General features: G+C 70.4%; 20 protein-coding genes. 16 read left to right on the forward strand and 4 right to left on the reverse strand.

All coding sequences use genetic code 11. The features are described from left to right. Positions 1-56 precede the first annotated feature (56 nt). From AC067A_RS27375 to AC067A_RS27385, 3 genes are all read left to right on the forward strand, one after another. Positions 57-755 carry an HAD family hydrolase gene (locus AC067A_RS27375; protein WP_479245149.1) on the forward strand — a complete coding sequence of 233 codons (699 nt, stop codon included), beginning with the start codon at positions 57-59 and terminating at the stop codon, positions 753-755. A gap of 465 nt (positions 756-1220) precedes the next feature. Beyond that, a complete protein-coding gene (locus AC067A_RS27380) occupies positions 1221-2813 on the forward strand; it encodes an ABC transporter substrate-binding protein (protein ID WP_479245150.1) in 1593 nt (530 codons plus the stop codon). 77 nt (positions 2814-2890) lie between these two features. Continuing rightward, on the forward strand, positions 2891-4471 hold the full coding sequence (locus tag AC067A_RS27385; protein ID WP_479245151.1) for an ABC transporter substrate-binding protein: 1581 nt from the start codon (positions 2891-2893) through the stop codon (positions 4469-4471). A gap of 132 nt (positions 4472-4603) precedes the next feature. On the opposite strand, the gene AC067A_RS27390 is transcribed toward AC067A_RS27385, so the two are convergent. After that, positions 4604-5278: a response regulator gene (locus AC067A_RS27390; RefSeq protein WP_479245152.1), complete on the reverse strand. Its 675-nt coding sequence runs from the start codon at positions 5276-5278 to the stop codon at positions 4604-4606. A gap of 64 nt (positions 5279-5342) precedes the next feature. Further along, entirely contained in the window at positions 5343-6245 is a 903-nt protein-coding gene (locus AC067A_RS27395; protein ID WP_479245153.1) for a RecB family exonuclease, read from the reverse strand. Positions 6246-6425: 180 nt separating this feature from the next. Here AC067A_RS27395 and AC067A_RS27400 point away from each other — a divergent pair, with 180 nt between their 5' ends. The 3 genes from AC067A_RS27400 (at position 6426) to AC067A_RS27410 (ending at position 9204) form a co-directional block, all read left to right on the forward strand. After that, positions 6426-7559, forward strand: coding sequence for a site-2 protease family protein (locus AC067A_RS27400; protein ID WP_479245214.1), 1134 nt, complete (start codon positions 6426-6428; stop codon positions 7557-7559). Between the two features lie 19 nt (positions 7560-7578). Further along, positions 7579-8466: a tRNA (adenine-N1)-methyltransferase gene (locus AC067A_RS27405; RefSeq protein WP_015032448.1), complete on the forward strand. Its 888-nt coding sequence runs from the start codon at positions 7579-7581 to the stop codon at positions 8464-8466. 171 nt (positions 8467-8637) lie between these two features. Beyond that, a complete protein-coding gene (locus AC067A_RS27410; protein WP_479245154.1) occupies positions 8638-9204 on the forward strand; it encodes a hypothetical protein in 567 nt (188 codons plus the stop codon). 4 nt (positions 9205-9208) lie between these two features. Here the strand turns inward: AC067A_RS27410 and AC067A_RS27415 are convergent, their stop codons facing one another. Beyond that, complete coding sequence (locus tag AC067A_RS27415; protein WP_479245155.1) at positions 9209-9520, reverse strand: ferredoxin; 312 nt, start codon at positions 9518-9520, stop codon at positions 9209-9211. Between the two features lie 240 nt (positions 9521-9760). On the opposite strand from AC067A_RS27415, the gene arc reads away from it, so the two are divergent. The 5 genes from arc to prcA all read left to right on the forward strand — a co-directional run bounded on the left by arc (position 9761) and on the right by prcA (position 15418). Continuing rightward, positions 9761-11527 carry a proteasome ATPase gene (gene arc, locus AC067A_RS27420; protein ID WP_479245156.1) on the forward strand — a complete coding sequence of 589 codons (1767 nt, stop codon included), beginning with the start codon at positions 9761-9763 and terminating at the stop codon, positions 11525-11527. Between the two features lie 179 nt (positions 11528-11706). After that, the gene (gene dop / locus AC067A_RS27425; RefSeq protein WP_479245157.1) at positions 11707-13218 is read left to right on the forward strand and encodes a depupylase/deamidase Dop; all 1512 of its coding nucleotides are present in this window, start codon (positions 11707-11709) and stop codon (positions 13216-13218) included. Between the two features lie 181 nt (positions 13219-13399). After that, entirely contained in the window at positions 13400-13612 is a 213-nt protein-coding gene (locus AC067A_RS27430) for a ubiquitin-like protein Pup (RefSeq protein ID WP_479245158.1), read from the forward strand. A 161-nt stretch (positions 13613-13773) separates the two neighbouring features. Further along, entirely contained in the window at positions 13774-14613 is an 840-nt protein-coding gene (gene prcB, locus AC067A_RS27435) for a proteasome subunit beta (protein WP_479245159.1), read from the forward strand. A gap of 52 nt (positions 14614-14665) precedes the next feature. Beyond that, positions 14666-15418: a proteasome subunit alpha gene (prcA, locus tag AC067A_RS27440; RefSeq protein WP_479245160.1), complete on the forward strand. Its 753-nt coding sequence runs from the start codon at positions 14666-14668 to the stop codon at positions 15416-15418. A gap of 61 nt (positions 15419-15479) precedes the next feature. Here prcA and AC067A_RS27445 read toward each other — a convergent pair whose 3' ends face one another. Beyond that, entirely contained in the window at positions 15480-16499 is a 1020-nt protein-coding gene (locus tag AC067A_RS27445) for a LacI family DNA-binding transcriptional regulator (protein WP_479245161.1), read from the reverse strand. 124 nt (positions 16500-16623) lie between these two features. Here AC067A_RS27445 and AC067A_RS27450 point away from each other — a divergent pair, with 124 nt between their 5' ends. The 5 genes from AC067A_RS27450 to AC067A_RS27470 all read left to right on the forward strand — a co-directional run bounded on the left by AC067A_RS27450 (position 16624) and on the right by AC067A_RS27470 (position 21916). Further along, on the forward strand, positions 16624-17904 hold the full coding sequence (locus AC067A_RS27450) for an MFS transporter (RefSeq protein WP_479245162.1): 1281 nt from the start codon (positions 16624-16626) through the stop codon (positions 17902-17904). Positions 17905-17973: 69 nt separating this feature from the next. Further along, complete coding sequence (pafA, locus tag AC067A_RS27455) at positions 17974-19335, forward strand: Pup--protein ligase (protein ID WP_017241694.1); 1362 nt, start codon at positions 17974-17976, stop codon at positions 19333-19335. 117 nt (positions 19336-19452) lie between these two features. Beyond that, complete coding sequence (locus AC067A_RS27460; protein WP_479245163.1) at positions 19453-20394, forward strand: FKBP-type peptidyl-prolyl cis-trans isomerase; 942 nt, start codon at positions 19453-19455, stop codon at positions 20392-20394. A 43-nt stretch (positions 20395-20437) separates the two neighbouring features. Then, on the forward strand, positions 20438-20818 hold the full coding sequence (locus AC067A_RS27465) for an FKBP-type peptidyl-prolyl cis-trans isomerase (RefSeq protein WP_479245164.1): 381 nt from the start codon (positions 20438-20440) through the stop codon (positions 20816-20818). Positions 20819-20959: 141 nt separating this feature from the next. Then, positions 20960-21916, forward strand: a complete 957-nt coding sequence (locus tag AC067A_RS27470; protein WP_479245165.1) for a helix-turn-helix transcriptional regulator — start codon at positions 20960-20962, stop codon at positions 21914-21916. Positions 21917-21922: the final 6 nt, after the last annotated feature.

Genomic DNA, 21922 nt, shown 5'->3' on the forward strand with positions numbered 1-21922 from the left:
TCCTCCCCGTACCGGGGAGGGGGCCGGCCTTCTCGTCCCTTCGTGGAGGTGTGCCGATGACCAGTACGGTCCCCGCGTCCCTGTTCCGTACGAACGGCAGCTCCGCCCTGCAGGCGGTCTTCCTCGACATGGACGGGACCCTCGTCGACACGGAGGGGTTCTGGTGGGACGCGGAGGTGGAGGCCTTCGCCGACCTCGGGCACCGGCTGGACGAGGCATGGCGGGACGTGGTGGTCGGCGGTCCGATGACCCGCAGCGCGGGCTACCTCATCGAGTCCACCGGGGCGGACATCACCCTCGACGAGCTCACCGTGCTGCTCAACGAGAAGTTCGAGCAGCGCATCGCCCGGGGCGTCCCGCTGATGCCGGGCGCCGAGCGGCTGCTCGCCGAGCTGGCCAGGCACTCCATCCCGACCGCCCTGGTCTCCGCCTCGCACCGGCGGATCATCGACCGGGTCCTCGCCTCGCTCGGCCGCGACCGCTTCAGCCTGACCGTCGCCGGCGACGAGGTCGTGCGCACCAAGCCGCACCCCGAGCCGTACCTGACGGCCGCCCGCGGGGTCGGGGCCGACCCGGCTCTGTGCGCCGTCATCGAGGACACCTCGACCGGTGTGGCGGCCGCGGAGGCCGCCGGCTGCCGGGTCGTCGCGGTGCCCTCGGTCGCGCCGATCGCGGCCTCTCCCGGGCGGGTCGTCGTGCGCTCCCTCGAAGAGGTCGACGTGCCTTTCCTGCGCACCTTGATCTCCGGAATCTGAGCTTTATCTGAGCTCCCCCCGGACCTAATGCGCTTTCCCGCGAGGGAATCCGACGGGCCATTCACCGAGGCGGCATTCTCGTGACCTTCGTCACGCAGAGTGCCTGCCGGTGGGTGGCCCGTCGGCGCTTCCTGTCCGAAATGGGTGCGTTCCGTTGCCCTCATGTGTCCCGATTCGCGCAACGCGTCCCCATCGGGATGGCGCATGACTATCGAGAAGGCCGTATTCATGATCACGGTGCGGCAGCTCCCGTCGCCTTCCGCGGTCCGGCAATAGCGGCGCCGCCCACTAATCTTTCGCGAGTACTTCGCCGTATAACCGCGTGCACCGGCGCACACCCGAGCCGCCGTGAGCACAGGACCGATCGCAACACCCGGCCCGATCGCTCCCGCCCCGACCGGGCGGCCGGCGGCGGAGTTCCCACTGACCGCTGTATCCCAGTGCCGGATGAGGAGATCGTCCCTGATGAACCGCAAGACCCTGGTGCTGCCGGCCGTGGCCGGACTGCTCGCCCCGCTGCTCGCCGCCTGTGGAGCGGGGGAGAGCGGCGACGCGGCCATCGTCGTCGGCACCACGGACCAGTTCATCGCCACCGAGGACGCCCCCGCCCCGCTCGACCCGGCCTACGCCTACGACACCGGCGCCTGGAACATCCTGCGGCAGACCGTCCAGACCCTGATGCACACGCCCCGCGGCGGCGGCGAGCCCGTCCCCGAGGCGGCCGAGAGCTGCGGCTTCTCCGACAAGGCCAGCGAGAGCTACCGCTGCAAGCTCCGCCCCGGCCTCACCTTCGCGGACGGCACCCCCGTCACCGCCGAGGACGTCAAGTACTCCATCGAACGCGTCCTGAAGATCAAGTCGGACAACGGAACGGCCGCCCTCCTCGCGAACATCGACACCGTCGAGACCCAGGGCACCGACGGCGTCGTCTTCCACCTCAAGAGCCCGGACGCGACCTTCCCGTACAAGCTCTCCACCCCCGTCGCCGGCATCCTCAGCAAGGACAAGTACGCCGCCGACAAGCTCCGCGACGGCTTCGACGTCGACGGCTCGGGGCCGTACACCATGAAGGTCGAGCGCGACGGCGAGAAGGCCACCCGCTTCGTCTTCACCAGGAACCCGGCCTACAAGGGCGACATCACCCTGCGCAACGACAAGGTCGAACTGCGCCCCTACGCCGACGCCGGCGCCATGGGCGCGGCCCTGGAGAGCGACGACATCGACATGATGGCCCGCTCCCTGTCGCAGAAGCAGATCAAGGACCTCACCGAGACGCCCAAGGACGGCATCGAGGTCACCGAGGTCCCCGGCCTCGAGATCCGCTACCTCGGCTTCAACACGAACGCCCCCTCCGTCCAGGAGAAGGCCGTCCGCCAGGCCATGGCGTCCGTCGTCGACCGCGGCGCCCTGGTCAGCCTCGTCTACGGCCCCACGGCCGAGCCGCTCTACTCGCTGATCCCCTCCAGTATCACCGGCCACGCCACCCCGTTCTTCGACGAGTACGGCGAGCCCGACCCCGGCCGCGCCCGCAAGCTCCTCAAGGACGCGGGCGTCAAGACCCCGGTCAAGGTGACCCTGAACTACACCACCGACCACTACGGCGCCGAGACCGCCCAGGAGTTCGAGGCGATCAAGAAGCAGCTCGTCGCCTCGGAACTCTTCGACGCCACCGTCCAGGGCTCCGAGTGGTCGAAGTTCCGCACCGCCCAGAAGCGCGGCGACTACGCCGTCTACGGGCTCGGCTGGTTCCCGGACTTCCCGGACCCCGACAACTACGTCGCGCCCTTCCTCGACAGCGACAACTTCCTCAACACCCCCTACGTGAACAAGGTCGTCCGCGACCAGCTCATCCCGCGCTCGCGCCGCCTGGCCGACCGCACCGCCGCGGCGCCCGTCTACGCGCAGATCCAGAAGATCGTCGCCCAGGACGTGCCCGTCCTGCCGCTGTGGCAGGGCAAGCAGTACGTCGCCGCGCGCGACGACCTCAACGGGGTCGAGTACGCCCTCAACACCTCCTCCGACCTGCTGCTCTGGGAACTGGGCCGCGGCACCGCCTAACCCCTCGTCCGGATCGGTGGTTCCGGCCGCGCACCAGGGCGCGGCCGGTCTGACATAGAGATCAAGAGGCACGTTCTGTGAAGGCACACAACAAGTGGCTGACGGCCCCGCTCGCCGCGGGCCTGTCCGCCGCGCTCCTCAGCGGCTGCGGCACCGAGCAGGGCGGCTCCGCCGGCTCCGGGAGCGGCGTGCGCGTCGGCATGTCCGACGAGATCCTGGCCACCGACCCGGCCGCCGGCTACGACCCCGGCTCCTGGCTGCTGTTCAACAACGTCTTCCAGTCGCTGCTGGCCTTCCCCAAGGGCGGCTTCGAGCCCGAGCCGGAGGCCGCAGACAAGTGCGGCTTCTCCGGGGGCAGCAAGACCTACACCTGCACCCTGCGGGACGGCCTGACCTTCTCGAACGGCAACAAGCTCACCTCGGAGGACGTCAAGTTCTCCTTCGAGCGGGCCCTCAGGATCGCCGACCCCTCCGGCCCGGCGCCGCTGCTCTCCACCATCGACACCATCGAGACCCCGGACGAGCGGACCGTCGTCTTCCACCTCAAGGTCCCGGACGCCACCTTCCCCAGCAAGATCGCCTCCGGCGCCGGCTCCATCGTCGACCACCGGGAGTACCCCGCGGACGCGCTGCGCACCGACGGCAAGGCCACCGGCTCCGGCCCGTACAAGCTGGACTCCCTCAGCGAGACCACGGCCACCTTCTCCGCCAACTCCGGCTACCGCGGCCTCGCCCGGCCCAAGAACAGCGCGATCACCCTCAAGCTGTACCGCGGCGACCGCGCCGCCCTCGCCAAGGCCCTCGGCGACGGCGAGGTGGACATCGCCTACCGAGGCCTCTCCGCCGACGACATCGCCGCCCTCGAAACCTCCGAGACCACGGACGACAAGGGCATCGAGGTCATCCAGGGCAGCAGCGCCGAGGTCCAGCACCTGGTCTTCAACATGAAGGACCCGGTCGTCGGCAAGCTCGGCGTCCGCCAGGCCATCGCCCACCTCGTCGACCGCGAGGCCCTCGTCGAGCACGTCTACAAGTCGACGGCCACGCCGCTCTACTCGATCGTCCCCGCCGGCATCGCCGGCCACAACACCGCCTTCTACGACACCTACGGCACCCCCGACGCGGCGAAGGCCAAGAAGGCCCTGCGCTCCGCCGGCATCACCGACAAGGTGAAGCTCACCCTCTGGTCCACCCCGAGCCGTTACGGCCCCGCCACCGACCAGGAGCTGAAGGCCATCGCGGGCCAGCTCAACGAGAGCGGCCTCTTCGAGGCCGACGTCAAGTCCGTCGCCTACGACCAGTACGAGAAGGACATCGCGGCCGGCAAGTACGGGGTCTACGTCAAGGGCTGGGTCCCCGACTACCCCGACGCCGACAACTTCACCTCGCCCTTCTTCGGCGAGGGCAACGTCCTCGGCAACCACTACGAGAACAGCACCATCACCGGCCGCCTCCTCCCGGAGACCGCCGCCATCACCGACCGCGCCGGGACCGGCGACGAGTACGGGCAGCTCCAGGACCTCGTCGCCGAGGAACTCCCGCTGCTCCCGCTCTGGCAGGGCAAGCAGTACGCCGTCACCCGCGACGAGATCACCGGCCTCGAGTGGACCCTCGACGCCTCCACCGTCTTCCGCTTCTGGGAGATCCGAAAGGGCTGACGAAGGCCCCGGCCCCGGCCGTACGCCAGGGCAAGGGCCGACGGGCCCCCGGGCCACGGCCCTGGACCAGGGAAGGGCCCGGCGCGCATGCCGCGCGCCGGGCCCTTCCCGCGTCTTCGACCGCCGCTCCGGCTACTGGCCGCCGCCCGGCCGCACCAGACCGCTCTCGTACGCGTACACCGCCGCCTGCACCCGGTCGCGCAGCCCCAGCTTGGTCAGCACATGGCCCACGTGCGTCTTGACCGTGGTCTCGCTGACGAACAGGTCCGCCGCGATCTCCGCGTTCGACAGCCCCCGCGACACCAGCTTCAGCACCTCGACCTCACGGTCCGTCAGGGTGCTCAGCGTCTCCGGCATCCGCTCCTCGCCCGTGGGCAGGTGCGCCGAGTACTTGTCGAGCAGCCGACGCGTGATCGACGGCGCTAGCATCGCCTCGCCCGCCGCCACCACCCGGATCGCCTGCACCAGCTCGTTCGCCGGGGCGTCCTTCAGGAGGAAGCCGCTCGCCCCCGCCCGCAGCGCCTCCACCACGTACTCGTCCAGATCGAACGTGGTCAGCACCAGCACCTTCGCCGGACCGTCCCGGCCGGGCCCCGTGATCTGCCGGGTCGCCTCCACCCCGTCCATCCGCGGCATGCGGATGTCCATCAGCACCACGTCGGGCTGGAGCGCGCGCACCTGCTCCTGCGCCTGGAGACCGTCCCCGGCCTCACCCACCACCGCGATGTCCTGCTCCGCCTCCAGAATCATCCGGAAGCCGGTGCGCAGCAGCGGCTGGTCGTCCACCAAGAGGACGCGGATCGTCACAAGGGCTCCTTCACGGGGCGGGCCGGACACACGACGGCGACCCGGCTCACGGCGCGGGCAGGGCTCACGGCGCGGGCGGGGCCGGGTCCATTCTGCCCTGACCGGATTCGCCCGACTCCGCCGGGCGCGCGGAAACGATCTTCAGCGGGTACTCCGGGGGAGTCCCCCCGAACTCCGGACAGACCGCCTGGTGGTCGCACCAGCCGCACAGCTTCGTCGGCCGCGGCCGCCAGTCGCCCGTCTCGGTCGCCAGCCGGATCGCGTCCCACAGCGCGAGCAGCTTCCGCTCCACCCGCACCAGGTCCGCCTCCACCGGGTCGTACGTCAGCACGTCCCCGCTGCCCAGATAGACCAGCTGGAGCCGGCGCGGCAGCACCCCCCGCAGCCGCCAAACCACCAGGGCGTAGAACGTCATCTGGAACAGGGCCCCGTCGCGGTACTCGGGCCGCGGCGCCTTCCCCGTCTTGTAGTCCACGATCCGCACGTCACCCGAGGGCGCCACGTCGATCCGGTCGATCACACCGCGCAGCCGCAGCCCCGAATCCAGCTCCGTCTCCACGAACAGCTCGCGCTCGGCCGGCTCCAGCCGCGACGGGTCCTCCAGCGTGAACCACCGCTCGACCAGCCGCTCCGCCTCGTCCAGCCAGCCCGCGAGCCGCTCCCCGTCGGGATCCTCGGCGAACAGCTCGCCCAGCTCCGGCTTCGACTCCAGCAGCCGCTCCCACTGCCCGGGCACCATCGCCTTCGCCCGCGGCGCCGTCCGGTCCGTCGCCGGATCGTCGAAGAGCCGCTCGAGCACCGCGTGCACCAGCGTGCCCCGGGTCGCCGCCGCACTCGGCTTCTCCGGCAGCCGGTCGATCACCCGGAACCGGTACAGCAGCGGACACTGCATGAAATCGCTCGCCCGCGACGGCGACAACGACATGGGCGCCCGGGGTTCCGCCGGCACCTGCTCGCTCCTACTCATGACAAAGACCCTACGACCCGCCACCGACATCGCGCGGAATACCATCGACCCGGGACCCCGTCGCACTGCATGATCGAACCGTGACGCACCGACGCGGGTCACACCACGCGACGAAAGGAACCCGTGAACCAGGACGAGCCCAAGCCGCAGCGGACCGAGGAGCCCGGCGGCGGGATCCTCATGGGCCGCCCCTTCGGCGTGCCCGTCTACGTCGCCCCCAGCTGGTTCCTCGTCGCCGCCCTCATCACCTGGGTCTTCGGCGACCAGATCGAACGGGTCCTGCCCGAACTCGGCGCAGCCCGCTACCTGGTCTCCCTCTTCTTCGCCGTCGCCTTCTACGCCTCCGTGCTCGTCCACGAACTGGCCCACACCATCGCCGCGCTCCGCTTCAAGCTCCCGGTGCGCCGCATCCAGCTCCAGTTCTTCGGCGGCGTCTCCGAGATCGAGAAGGAGACCGAGACCCCCGGCCGCGAGTTCGTCCTCGCCTTCGTCGGCCCCCTCCTCTCCCTCGTCCTCGCCGGCGTGTTCTACCTCTCGCTGTACGCCGTCGAGCCCGGCACCGTCCCCGGCGTCCTGCTCGCCGGCCTGATGATCTCCAACCTGATCGTCGCCGCCTTCAACCTGCTCCCCGGCCTCCCGCTCGACGGCGGCCGGATGCTCCGCGCCGTCATCTGGAAGATCACCGGCAAGCCCATGAGCGGCACCGTCGCCGCCGCCTGGGTCGGCCGTGCCCTGGCCGTCCTCGTCCTCGTCGGCCTGCCCCTGCTCACCCGCACCGGCCTCCTCGGCAACTCCACGGACGACATCAGCGGCTTCACCACCGTCACCGACGCGCTGCTCGCCGCGATCCTCGCCGCCATCATCTGGACCGGGGCCGGCAACAGCCTCCGCATGGCCCGGCTCCGCGAGCACCTCCCCGAACTCCGCGCCCGCGTCCTCACCCGCCGCGCCATCCCGGTCGAGAACGCGACGCCCCTCTCGGAGGCCCTCCGCCGTGCCAACGAGGCCGGCGCGCGCGCCCTCGTGATCGTCGACGGCAACGGCGACCCCACCGGCATCGTCCGGGAGACCGCCATCGCCGCCGTCCCCCAGCACCGCCGCCCCTGGGTCGCCGTCAGCAGCCTCGCCCAGGACATCACCGACGGCATGCGGGTCCCCGCCGAGCTCACCGGCCAGCCCCTCCTCGACCACCTCCGCGCCAGCCCGGCCACCGAGTACCTCGTCGTCGAGGACAGCGGCGAGATCTACGGCGTCCTCGCCACCACCGACGTCGAGCGCGCCTTCGTCAAGGCCATGGCACGACCGTCCTCGTAACCCCGGTACTCTTGTTCACATGTCCGAACCGACCGGTGCCGCCCGCCGACGCGGGCCCTTCAAGGTCGGGGACCAGGTTCAGCTGACCGACCCCAAGGGCCGTCACTACACGTTCACGCTCGAAGAGGGAAAGAACTTCCACACCCACAAGGGTTCCTTCCCGCACGACGAACTGATCGGCGCCCCCGAGGGCAGCGTTGTCCGTACCACCGGAAACGTCGCCTACCTCGCGCTGCGCCCCCTGCTCCCCGACTACGTCCTGTCCATGCCCCGCGGCGCCGCCGTGGTCTACCCGAAGGACGCGGGTCAGATCCTGGCCTTCGCCGACATCTTCCCCGGCGCCCGCGTCGTCGAGGCGGGTGTGGGCTCCGGCTCGCTCAGCAGCTTCCTGCTCCGCGCCATCGGCGACAGCGGCATGCTGCACTCCTACGAGCGCCGCGAGGACTTCGCCGAGATCGCGAAGGGCAACGTCGAGCGCTACTTCGGCGGCCCGCACCCCGCGTGGCAGCTGACCGTGGGCGACCTCCAGGACAACCTCTCCGACACCGACGTCGACCGGGTCATCCTGGACATGCTCGCTCCCTGGGAGTGCCTGGAGGCCGTCTCCAAGGCGCTCGTCCCCGGCGGCATCCTCTGCTGCTACGTGGCGACCACCACCCAGCTCGCGCGCACCGTGGAGTCCATCCGCGAGTTCGGCTGCTACGCCGAGCCGCAGCCGTGGGAGTCCATGATCCGCAACTGGCACGTCGAGGGCCTCGCCGTCCGCCCCGATCACCGCATGATCGGCCACACCGGCTTCCTCGTCACCGCCCGCCGCCTCGCGGACGGGGTCGAGCCCCCGATGCGCCGCCGCCGTCCCGCCAAGGGCGCCTACGGCGAGGACTACGAAGGCCCCAACAAGGGCTGACGTCCCGACATCCACACAGCGCCGCCGTCGAGTTCCCGCCCACGGGTGGGAACTCGACGGCGGCGTCCTCACGTTCGGCCGCCCGTGGCGGACCCCGGCTGTTCCGTCGGAGTGTGACGTGTGGCACGATGCCGGAAACCCCGCCGCACCACCCCTCAGGAGACGTCTCGCGTGCAGCACTCCGCCGCTCCGGACCTCGCGGACCTCGCGCACACCCACGCCCGGTCGGCCCACTGGCTGGCCACCGCCACCGCGACGGCCGCGGTGGTCGCCCTCGCGGGGCTGCTGCAGCCGGGCCCGGCCGGAGCCACGGCCGCCCCGGTGCCCGCCCCGGCGCCCGAGGCCGCCGGGGCCGACTACCCCCTGGACTGCGGGGGAGGACCCCGTACGGTCGCGAAGCGGGTCACCGGCGACCTCGACGGGGACGGAAACCCGGAGACCGTTGCGGTCGCGCACTGCGAAGCCGGCTCCGGCAACCCGCCGCAGGGCGTCTACGTCCTCACCCGCGGCAAGGCGAAGGGCGCCCCCGCGCGCGTGGTGGCCACGCTCGTCGAACCCGCGCTGCACCGGAACGTCACCGAGCTCGCCGTCCGTGACGGAGTGGTGCACGCCACACTGCTCGGCTACTCGACGCCCGACGTGCCCCGCTGCTGCCCCGACGAGAACGAGCAGGTCAGCTGGCGCTGGCAGGGCGGCGCCTTCGTCCGCGCAGGCGAGGCCGACGCGCGCGGCGCCTGACCCGTCAGTCCGCGTCGGGGCCGTACACCTCGACCCGGTCCGCGACCCGGCGCACGTGGATGCAGTCGCCCGGGCACTCCTTCGCGGAGTCCACCACGTCCTGGAGGAGCGGCAGCGGCACCGGGGTCGTGGCCCCCGCGTCCTGAAGGAGCTCGTCGTCGGCGCTCTTCACATAAGCGAGCCCGTCGATATCGAGCTCGAACACCTCGGGGGCGTACTGCACGCAGATCCCGTCCCCGGTGCACAGGTCCTGATCGATCCAGACTTCCAGCGCCTCCTCGGCGCCCGTCGCCGGGGCCTCGTGCTGCACGGTCATATCTCCTGCCGTTTCTGCTTCGCGCGGTAAGTCGGGCCACCCCTGACGGGTGTTGGCCGAACACGACGATACAACCGCCCGCTTTCAAGCGGTGAAGGGTGGGTATTCCCCTGGCGAGAGGGGAAGCGCAAGGGTGAAGATCGGACACGCCCCACAGTCTTTTTGATCTAGGGGTTTCAATCATCACCCACGCAGGTAGGGTCAGGAAGCGTCCAGCTCCCCCTGGAGGAGGTGAGGACCGTGGCAGCCCACGACGACGACATCAACCGCGGCATCCGGCCCGGGCGAGGGTCTGAGGACCCCGCCGGACAGGTTGCCTATCTCGAGCAGGAAATCGCCGTCCTGCGCCGCAAGCTCGCCGACTCTCCGCGCCACACGAGGATTCTCGAAGAGCGGATCGTCGAGCTGCAGACCAGCCTGGCCGGCGTGTCCGCACAGAACGAACGACTGGCGAACACGCTCCGTGAAGCCCGCGACCAGATCGTGGCGCTCAAGGAGGAGGTCGACCGGCTCGCGCAGCCGCCGGCCGGCTTCGGTGTCTTCCTGCAGGCCAACGAGGACGGCACGTGCGACATCTTCACCGGGGGCCGCAAGCTCCGGGTGAACGTGAGCCCCAGCATCGAGCTCGAAGAGCTCAAGCGCGGCCAGGAAGTCATGCTCAACGAGGCGCTCAACGTGGTCGAGGCCATGGAGTTCGAGCGCGCCGGGGACATCGTCACCCTCAAGGAGATCCTCGAGGACGGCGAGCGCGCCCTGGTGGTGGGGCACACCGACGAGGAGCGGGTGGTGAGGCTCGCCGAGCCTCTGCTGGACGTCACCATCCGCGCCGGCGACGCCCTGCTGCTCGACTCCCGGTCCGGCTACGTCTACGAGGTGGTCCCGAAGAGCGAGGTCGAAGAGCTCGTCCTCGAAGAGGTCCCGGACGTCGACTACGAGAAGATCGGCGGTCTGGGCGGCCAGATCGAGATGATCCGCGACGCGGTCGAGCTTCCGTACCTCTACCCGGACCTCTTCAAGGAGCACGAACTGCGGCCGCCCAAGGGCATCCTGCTCTACGGCCCTCCCGGCTGCGGCAAGACGCTGATCGCGAAGGCCGTGGCCAACTCCCTGGCCAAGAAGGTGGCCGAGGTGACCGGCCAGCCCGCGGGGAAGTCCTACTTCCTCAACATCAAGGGCCCCGAGCTCCTCAACAAGTACGTCGGCGAGACCGAGCGGCACATCCGCCTCGTCTTCCAGCGTGCCCGGGAGAAGGCGAGCGAGGGCACCCCCGTCATCGTCTTCTTCGACGAGATGGAATCCCTCTTCCGCACCCGCGGCTCCGGTGTCAGCTCGGACGTGGAGAACACCATCGTCCCGCAGCTTCTCGCCGAGATCGACGGTGTGGAGGGCCTGGAGAACGTCATCGTCATCGGCGCCTCCAACCGCGAGGACATGATCGACCCCGCGATCCTGCGGCCCGGCCGGCTCGACGTGAAGATCAAGATCGAGCGTCCGGACGCGGAGGCGGCGAAGGACATCTTCGCGAAGTACCTCACGGCGAACCTGCCGCTCCACTCGGACGACATCTCCGAGCACAGCGGCTCCAAGGCCGCCGCCGCCCACGGAATGATCCAGTCCGTGGTCGAGCAGATGTACGCGGAATCCGAGGAGAACCGCTTCCTCGAAGTCACGTACGCGAACGGCGACAAGGAAGTCCTCTACTTCAAGGACTTCAACTCCGGTGCGATGATCCAGAACATCGTCGACCGGGCCAAGAAGATGGCCATCAAGGCCTTCCTCGACCACAACCAGAAGGGCATCCGGGTCTCCCACCTCCTCCAGGCGTGCGTGGACGAGTTCAAGGAGAACGAGGACCTGCCCAACACCACCAACCCCGACGACTGGGCCCGTATCTCCGGAAAGAAGGGCGAGCGGATCGTGTTCATCCGCACCCTCGTCACCGGAAAGCAGGGCGCGGACACCGGACGCTCCATCGACACGGTGGCGAACACCGGTCAGTACCTGTAAGAACGCGAGCCGGCTGCGGATGTCCGGAAACCGGGCATCCGCAGCCGTCGCATTCCGTCGGCATTTTCCGCCAGCCCGGGAATTGCCGCAAGTGATCTCCCCACCAGCGCGGAGCCGTTCTAGGCTCTTCGGTAACGCCGAGTCGCGCACTGTGAGCGACGCCGGGCAAGGAGGGCCGCATGACCGTACGGCGAGTAATGGGCATCGAGACGGAATACGGGATCTCCGTCCCGGGGCACCCGAACGCCAATGCCATGCTCACCTCGTCCCAGATCGTCAACGCCTACGCGGCGGCGATGCACCGGGCGCGCCGTGCCCGCTGGGATTTCGAGGAGGAGAATCCGCTGCGGGACGCCCGCGGCTTCGACCTCGCCCGTGAGGTCGCCGACTCCAGCCAGCTCACCGACGAGGACATCGGCCTGGCCAACGTGATCCTCACCAACGGTGCGCGGCTCTACGTGGACCACGCCCACCCCGAGTACAGCTCGCCCGAGGTCACCAACCCGCGGGACGCCGTGCTCTGGGACAAGGCCGGCGAGCGGATCATGGCCGAGGCGGCCGTGCGCGCCGCCCAGCTCCCCGGCGCCCAGCCCATCCACCTCTACAAGAACAACACCGACAACAAGGGCGCCTCCTACGGCACGCACGAGAACTACCTGATGAAGCGGGAGACCCCCTTCTCGGACATCGTGCGCCACCTGACGCCGTTCTTCGTCTCCCGCCAGGTCGTGACGGGCGCGGGGCGGGTCGGCATCGGGCAGGACGGCCGCGAGAACGGCTTCCAGATCAGCCAGCGCGCGGACTACTTCGAGGTCGAGGTCGGCCTGGAGACCACCCTCAAGCGGCCCATCATCAACACCAGGGACGAGCCGCACGCCGACGCCGAGAGGTACCGGCGCCTGCACGTGATCATCGGCGACGCGAACCTGTCGGAGATCTCGACCTACCTCAAGCTGGGCACCACCGCGCTGGTCCTGTCGATGATCGAGGACGGCTTCATCACCGTCGACCTCGCCGTCGACCAGCCGGTACGCACGCTCCACCAGGTCTCGCACGACCCGGCCCTCCAGTACCTGGTCACGCTCCGCAGCGGCCGGACGCTGACCGCGGTGCAGCTCCAGATGGAGTACTTCGAGCTGGCCAGGAAGTACGTGGACGAGCGGTACGGCTCCGACGCGGACGAGCAGACCAAGGACGTCCTCACGCGCTGGGAGGACACCCTCAACCGGCTCGAGAACGACCCGATGAGCCTGGCCGGCGAGCTCGACTGGATCGCCAAGCGGGAGGTCATGGAGGGCTACCGCCGCCGCGACGGCCTGGACTGGGACGCGGCCCGGCTCCACCTGGTGGACCTCCAGTACGCGGACGTGCGCCCCGAGAAGGGCCTGTACAACCGCCTGGTGGCCCGCGGGCGCATGAAGCGGCTCCTGGACGACGCCGACGTGCTGCGGGCCGAGACGGCGCCGCCGGAGGACACCAGGGCCTACTTCCGGGGCCGCTGCCTGGAGCAGTACGCCGACGACGTCGCCGCGGCCTCCTGGGACTCGGTGATCTTCGACCTGCCCGGCCGGGACTCGCTCCAGCGCGTCCCGACCATGGAACCGCTGCGCGGCACCAAGGCGCATGTGAAATCGCTCCTGGACCGCTGCCGGACGGCCGAGGAACTCGTGCGCGTGCTTTCCGGCGGCTGAACCGGGGGCCCGGCGCGGGCCTGAAATGCCCCGGCACTGGGAATCATGGAATCAGTGCCCGGACGTTGTGGAAACTGCGGGGCCGAAGTCGGACCCGCCCTATAGGGTCTGATCTTGTACGGACTCGGCCGAGTCCCGTACGGACTCAACCGAGCGGGTCGAATCGAGCGGGGTGAGGGATATGGCGGCCAAGGACACCGGCGGCGGACAGCAGAAGGCGACGCGTTCCACGGAGGAGGTCGAGGAGACCACCACGGAGGCGAGCTCCGACCTCCAGGAACGCCAGGAGAAGCTGAGCGAGGACGTGGACTCCGTCCTGGACGAGATCGACGACGTGCTCGAGGAGAACGCCGAGGACTTCGTGCGCTCGTTCGTTCAGAAGGGCGGCCAGTAGCCGCCTCGCGCGTCTGTCGTCCTCCGTCCCCGGAGCCCCGGAGAAAGCCGCGGGCCCGGGGACGGATGACAGGCGGTGGCACGGGTATGGTCCGTGCACAGCAACCAAGATCGCCCCGCGCTTCCCACGGCGGGCCGACTCTCCCACCCGGAAGGAATCGCGTGGAAGCCAACCCTCGTAGCACCGGGCGTCTGCCGGCGGCCTTCCTGACGCCGGGCTCGTCCTCCTTCATGGACTTCCTGGCCGACCACTCGCCGGAGATGCTCCCGGGCAACCGGAAGCTCCCGGAGGGCATCGTCGAGGCCCCGCACGGCACGACCATCGTCGCGGCCACCTTCGCCGGCGGCGTCGTCCTCGCCGGTGACCGGCGGGCCACCATGGGCAACATGATCGCCCAGCGGGACATCGAGAAGGTGTTCCCGGCGGACGAGTACTCGGCCGTCGGCATCGCCGGCACCGCCGGTCTCGCCGTGGAGATGGTCAAGCTGTTCCAGCTGGAGCTGGAGCACTTCGAGAAGGTGGAGGGCGCGACGCTCTCCCTGGAGGGCAAGGCGAACCGTCTCTCCACCATGATCCGGGGCAACCTCGGCATGGCCATGCAGGGGCTCGCCGTCGTTCCGCTCTTCGCGGGCTGGGACGAGAGCAAGGAGAAGGGCCGGATCTTCTCCTACGACGTGACCGGCGGCCGCTCCGAGGAGCACGGGTACGCCGCCACGGGCTCCGGCTCGATCTTCGCGCGCGGGTCGATGAAGAAGCTGTACCGCGCCGACCTCACCGAGGAGCAGGCCACCACGCTGGTCGTGCAGGCGCTGTACGACGCGGCGGACGACGACTCGGCGACCGGCGGGCCGGACATGGCGCGCAGGATCTTCCCGATCGTCACCGTCATCACCGACGAGGGCTTCCGCAGGCTCAGCGAGGCCGAGTCCTCCGCTCTGGCCCGGTCGATCACCGAGCGGCGTCTCGAGCAGCCCGACGGGCCGCGCGCCGCCCTGCTCTGACCGTTCGTCGCCCGTAGAAGCCCTTCAGACCGGAAGAAAGGGACGGTAGCCGGTGTCCACGCCGTTCTATGTCTCACCTCAGCAGGCCATGGCCGACCGGGCCGAGTACGCCCGCAAGGGCATCGCGCGGGGCCGCAGCCTCGTCGTCCTCCAGTACACGGACGGCATCGTCTTCGTCGGCGAGAACCCGTCGCGCGCACTCCACAAGTTCAGCGAGATCTACGACCGGATCGGCTTCGCGGCCGCCGGCAAGTACAACGAGTACGAGAACCTCCGCATCGGCGGTGTGCGCTACGCCGACCTGCGGGGCTACACCTACGACCGGGACGACGTGACCGCGCGCGGCCTGGCCAACGTCTACGCCCAGACGCTGGGCACCATCTTCTCCAGCGCGGGGGAGAAGCCCTACGAGGTGGAGCTCGTCGTCGCCGAGGTCGGCGCCGAGCCCGAGGGCGACCAGATCTACCGGCTGCCCCACGACGGCTCGATCGTGGACGAGCACGGCTCGGTCGCGGTCGGCGGAAACGCGGAGCAGATCAGCTCCTACCTGGACCAGCGGCACCGGGACGGCATGTCCCTCGCCGAGGCCCTGAAGCTGGCCGTGCAGGCGCTCTCGCGGGACACCAACGGCACCGAGCGGGAGATTCCCGCGGAGCGTCTCGAGGTGGCGGTCCTGGACCGCACCCGCCCGCAGCAGCGCAAGTTCAAGCGGATCGTCGGCCGTCAGCTGTCCCGCCTCCTGGAGGCGGACAACGCGGCCGTGACGAAGACGGACGAGCCCTCGGACGAGGCTCCCGAGGACTAGAGGTTCCGGCCCGGAGGGGTCCCGCTCCCCACGGAGCGGGACCCCTCCGGCGTGTCCGCCGTCAGACGGCCGGTGCGGGGCCGGTGGAGCCGCGCCGCACGAGGGCCACGGGCAGGGTGACCGGCGGGGCCGGTTCGCCCGCGAGGACGGCGAGGAGCGCCTCCATGCCCCGTCTGCCGAACTCCTCGGCGGGCAGCCGGACCGTGGTGAGCTCGGGGTCGACCGCGGTGGCGAGGGCCAGGTCGTCGAAGCCGGTGATCGAAAGGTCCTCGGGGACGCGCAGGCCGAGGCGGCGGGCGACCTTGAGGACGCCGACCGCGAGGATGTCGTCGTCGCAGATCACCGCGGTGGGCCGGGGCTCCCGGGTGTCGAGCGCGGTGAGGGCGGCCGTCCAGGCGTCGGCGACGTTGAGCGGGGAGCGCACGGTACGCAGCTCCGCGCCGCCCAGGGCGTCGGCGAGGGCGGCCGCACGTACGTCGAAGGTCCAGGACGGGACGGCGGACGCGAGGTGCAGGAAGCGGCGGTGGCCCAGGCCGAGCAGGTGCTCGGTCACCCGCCGCATGCCGTCGGCGACGTCGATGTTCAGGTGCGCGGAGGCGCCGGGGTCGGACGGGTCGCTGTCGAGCATGACGAGGGGCAGGTCGGTGCCCCGGAAGGCCTTGAGGGCGTCGGCGGCCATGGAGGAGGCGATGACGCCGTCCAGGGCGGCCTGGGCCGAGGCGAACGGGTCGCGGGCGGGGCCGACGCCGTCGGGGGAGGGGTAGAGGACGACGCCGAAGCCGTGCCGCGCCGCGGCGACGGCCGCGCCCGTGTAGACGTGGGCGAAGAACTCGTTGGTGAGGGCCGGCACGACGAGCATGGCGGTCCGGGTGCGGCCGAGCCGGAGGTTGCGGGCGGCCAGGTTGGGCCGGTAACCGAGGTCACGGGCGGCGGCCCGCACGGTCTCCGCGGTGCGCTCGGAGACGCGGCCGCGCCACTTCTCGCCGAGCACGAGGGAGACCGTGGCCTGCGAGACGCCCGCGGTCCGGGCGACGTCCCGGCTGGTCGGGCGGGTGCCGCCGAGCGGCTCCGGGGTCTGCACACAAGCCTCCGCGTCGGACGGTCCCAGGGTGCGGGGTGGACCCGCGTGATGTCGACATGGTACGTATGACTCCTGAAGTTATACGTAAAACCTCGGCCGGGTGCCGAGGTGAGGGGAGACCGACATGGCCACCGAGGCCCCCGCGCACGGCGGCTATCTCGACATACTCCGGGCGCCGCACGCCGCCCGGCTGCTCGCCGGCACCCTCGTCGGCCGGCTGCCCAACGGCACCGGCCCCATCGCCATGACCCTGTTCGTCCGGGACCTGGGCGGCAGCTACACCCTGGCCGGCGGCCTGATCGCCGCGTACGGCGTGGCCAACGCCGTCGGGCAGCCGCTCCTCGGCAGGGCCGTGGACCTCAAGGGCCAGCCCCGCGTCCAGCTGCCCGCGGCGGTCCTGTCGGCGCTCGGCATGGCCCTGTTCGCCTTCGTCGGCATCGGCCACCTCGCCGTCGCCTACGCGGCCGTCGTGGTCGCCGGACTCTTCACGCCGCCGCTGGAGGGCGGGCTGCGGGCCCTGTGGCCGAGCGTCCTCGGCCGCGAGGACCGGGTCCACCGGGCGTACGCGCTCGACGCGGTCGCCCAGGAGGTCATGTTCACCGTCGGTCCGCTACTCGTGACGCTCCTCGTCGCCGTGTGGTCGCCCGCCGCCGCCCTCCTGGCCATCAACGTCCTGGGAATCCTCGGCGCCCTCGCCGTCGTCCTGTCCGAGCCGTCCCGCGCGTGGCGCTCCGCCACCCGCGAGGCCCACTGGCTGGGCGCCCTCCGCTCGCCCGGCCTGCTCGCCCTCCTCGGCTCCTTCTTCTTCGTCGGCCTCGCCCTCGGCTCCATCACGGTGGCCGCGGTCGCCTACGCCGACGACCGCGGCACCCCGTCGGTGTACGGCTGGCTGATGGCCGCCCTCGGCCTCGGCGCCCTCCTCGGCGGCACCGTCTACGGCGCCCGGCAGTGGGAGGGCGCCCCCGAACGGCGGCTGCGGGTCCTCGTGCTGCTCCTCGCGGTCTGCTACCTGCCGCTCACGCTCACCCCCGGCCCCGTCGCCATGACCGGCCTCTCGGTGCTCTCCGGGGTGTTCCTCGCCCCCGTCCTCGCCTGCGCCTTCATCGTGGTCGACCGGCACGCCCCGCGCGGCACGGTCACCGAGGCCTTCTCCTGGCTCGTCACCACCTTCGGCGTCGGGGCGGCCCTCGGCTCCGCCGTCGCCGGGCCCGCGGTCGAACTGGCCGGGACCGTGGCCGGGTTCGCCGTGGCCGGAGCGGGCGGCCTCGTGGCCCTGCTGGTCCTCCTGGCCACCGGCCGTGTCCTGACCGTCCCCGACACGCCGGGCGCCCCCGAGGACGCCGCGCGACACGCCGTCGGAGAGACGGTCCCCACCGTCGTACACGCCGAAAAGAACGCGCGCTGATCGGAAAATGATCGAAACGGGAACGCTCAACCCGGTTTCAGCACAGGCCGTCAGGCGTAATGTTCAGACATGGACCGCCGCATTTTCGGGCTGGAGAACGAGTACGGCGTCACGTGCACGTTCAGGGGACAGCGCCGACTGTCTCCTGACGAAGTGGCGCGCTACCTCTTCCGCCGTGTCGTGTCATGGGGCCGCAGCAGCAATGTCTTCCTGCGGAACGGCGCCCGCCTGTACCTCGACGTGGGATCGCATCCGGAATACGCCACACCGGAATGCGACAACGTGACCGAACTGGTCACCCACGACAAGGCCGGCGAGCGCATTCTCGAAGGCCTTCTCGTCGACGCCGAACGCCGCCTGCACGAGGAGGGAATCGCCGGCGACGTCTACCTCTTCAAGAACAACACCGACTCGGCGGGAAACTCCTACGGCTGCCACGAGAACTATCTCGTCGCCCGTCACGGAGAGTTCTCCCGGCTGGCGGACATCCTCATTCCCTTCCTCGTCACCCGGCAGCTGATCTGCGGCGCGGGAAAGGTCCTCCAGACGCCGCGGGGCGCGGTCTTCTGCGTCTCCCAGCGCGCCGAGCACATCTGGGAGGGCGTCAGCTCCGCCACCACGCGCTCGCGGCCCATCATCAACACCCGGGACGAGCCGCACGCCGACGCCGAGCGGTACCGCCGGCTCCACGTCATCGTCGGCGACTCCAACATGTCGGAGACGACCATGCTGCTCAAGGTCGGCGCCACCGACCTGGTGCTCCGCATGATCGAGGCCGGCACCGTCATGCGCGACCTGACGCTGGAGAACCCCATCAGGGCCATCCGCGAGGTCAGCCACGACATCACGGGCCAGCGCAAGGTCCGGCTCGCCAGCGGCCGCGAGGCCTCCGCCCTGGAGGTCCAGCGCGAGTACTACGAGAAGGCCGTCGACTTCGTGGACCGCCGCGGCATCCGCTCCGGCACCGTCGCCCAGGTCCTGGAGCTGTGGGGCCGTACGCTCGACGCGATCGAGAGCGAGCAGCTCGACCGCATCGAGACCGAGATCGACTGGGTCATGAAGCACCGGCTCATCGAGCGCTACCGGGCCAAGCACAACATGACCATGTCGAACCCGAGGGTCGCGCAGATAGACCTCGCCTACCACGACATCCACCGCCGTCGTGGGCTCTACTACCTGCTCCAGAAGAACGGGCAGGCGGCGCGGATCTGCAACGACCTGAAGATCTTCGAGGGCAAGTCGGTGCCCCCGCAGACCACTCGGGCCCGGCTCCGCGGCGACTTCATCCGCCGCGCCCAGGAGCAGCGCAGGGACTTCACCGTCGACTGGGTGCACCTGAAGCTGAACGACCAGGCACAGCGCACCGTGTTGTGCAAGGACCCGTTCCGCTCCGTCGACGACCGGGTGGAAAAGCTGATCGCCGGAATGTAAGACCAGGTCGTACGCGCCCCGGGCCCCGCACGTTTGACGTGCGGGGCCCTTCCGTCGGCAGGAGGGTCCCCTAGAGTGTCGGCACAACTACTGTGCCGTCTGAGATCTGAGGAACACGTGCGCCGACTTGCCGGCCTTCTCGTCGTCCCGCTGCTGCTGCTCTCCACAGCGGCGTGCGGCAGCGACGACAAGGGCTCCGATTCCGCCTCGATGAAGAACGGGCTGCCCGCCATCACGGCGGGGGAGAAGTTCGGCGAGAAGCCGACCCTCTCCAAGGGCGAGGGCGACCCGCCCAAGGAACTGAAGGTCAACGTCATCAGCGAGGGCAAGGGCGCGGTGACGAAGAAGGGCGACGCGCTCCAGGTGAACTACCTGGGTCAGGCCTGGGACTCCACCACCCCCTTCGACAACAGCTTCGACCGCGGTGAGCCCTTCAGCCTGACGCTGGGCGACGGCCAGGTCATCAAGGGCTGGGAGCAGGCCCTCGAAGGGCAGAAGGTCGGCAGCCGGCTCGAGGTCGGCATCCCGCCGGAGCTCGGCTACGGCGAGGCCGGCTCGCCGCCGAAGATCCAGCCCAACGCCACCCTCGTCTTCGTCGTGGACGTCCTGAAGGCCGTCACCATCCCCAAGTCCGCCACGGGCACCCCGGTCGCCCAGGACAACAAGGACCTGCCGAAGGTCGGTACCAACACCGACGGCAAGGCGCCCTCGCTGACGGTCCCCAAGACCGACCCGCCGACCAAGCTCGTCTCGAACTACGTGCTCGAGGCCAACGGTGAGGCCGTCAAGGCCACCGACACGGTCGTCGTGAACTACGTCGCCGCCCTCTGGAAGGACGGCAAGGTCTTCGACTCGACCTACTCCACCGGCAAGCCCGCGAACTTCCCGCTGGAGCAGCTCACGCTGAAGGGCCTCAAGGACGGCCTCGTCGGCAAGAAGGTCGGCAGCCGCGTCCTCATCGTCGCCCCGCCCTCCGAGGCCTTCGGCAACGAGGAGAAGCAGGGCATCCCGAAGAACTCCACGCTGGTCTTCGCCGTGGACATCCTGACGAAGGTGTAAGACTGTCCCGATCACGCAGTACATCAGCATGAGGAGCAGTGCAGTGAGCATCGAGAAGCCCGAGATCGACTTCCCGGGCGGCGAGCCGCCGAAGGACCTGGAGATCAAGGACCTCTGGGAGGGTGACGGCGAGGTCGCCGCCGCCGGTGACTTCGTCAAGGTCCACTACGTGGGCGTGGCCTTCTCCACCGGTGAGGAGTTCGACGCCTCCTGGAACCGCGGCAGCGCGCTCGACTTCAACCTCGGCGCCGGTCAGGTCATCCAGGGCTGGGACCAGGGCATCCAGGGCATGAAGGTCGGCGGCCGCCGCCAGCTGATCATCCCCGCCCACCTCGCCTACGGCGACCGTGGCGCCGGCAGCTCGATCGCCCCGGGCGAGACGCTGATCTTCGTCTGCGACCTCGTGGCCGTGAAGAAGCGCTGACCCGCGCACACAGCGACCGCTCGCGGTCGCTCCGGGGCCCCCGCCGTCCGTGGTGGGGGCCCTCGGCTTTGGCCGCGACACCCCGGGGCGGTACGGTCGGACGTCCGAGAAGTGGATCCGCGGAAGAGGTGCAGGGCGTCGATGGCGATTGCCAAGTCCGAGCGGCTGATGAATCTCGCGCTGTGCCTGCTCGGGACGCGCCGACCGTTGAGCAAGCGGGAACTCCGCGGCTCCATCGAGGCCTACCTCGAAGCCTCCGGAGACGACGCCTTCAACCGGATGTTCGAGCGCGACAAGGACGACCTGCGCGAGCTCGGCCTGGTCATCGAGACCGTCGAGAACCTGGAGGGCGAGACCGGCTACCTCGCCCGCCGCGACTCCAACCGGCTGCCCCCCATCACCCTGGACGCCGAGGAGGCCGCCGCGCTCGGCCTCGCCGCCAAGGTGTGGCAGCAGGCCCGCCTCGCCGGGGCCGCCAGCGGCGCCCTCCAGAAGCTCCGCGCCGCCGGCATGCCCGAGGCGGAGGACTCGTACGAGACGCAGCCCAGCGCCCTCGAACCCCGCATCCCGGTCCACGAGGCGGCCTTCGAGCCGCTCATGCTGGCCTGCCGCGACCGCCGCCCGGTCGTCTTCGACTACCGCAAGGCCAACGCCGCCCGCCCCGAGTCCCGCCAGGTCGAGCCCTGGACCCTCGAATGCTGGCGCGGCCACTGGTACCTCGCGGGCTGGGACCGCGAGCGCGGTGCCGAGCGCGTCTTCCGCCTCTCCCGGATCACCGGCAAGGTCCGCTCCCGGGCCGGTGCCTTCACGGCGCCCGTGCCCGACGTCGTCACCGTCCGGGAGACCGTCGAGAGCTGGGCGGGCGAGACCGCGACCCGCACCGCCCGGATCAGGCTGCGCGGCGGCTGCGGCTACCCGCTGCGCGCCCGCGCCCTGTCCGTGCGGGAGGGCGCCGACGGCTGGGACGAGCTGGAGATCCCGTACGGCCACGGGCTCGACGCCTGGCTCGTCGAGTTCGGCCCCGACGTCGTCGTGGACGAGCCCGCCGATCTGCGGGCCGATGTGATGGACCGGCTGCGCGCCGTGGCCAAGGGCTGAGGGGGA

This window comes from Streptomyces sp. NPDC043176, from assembly GCF_056436715.1.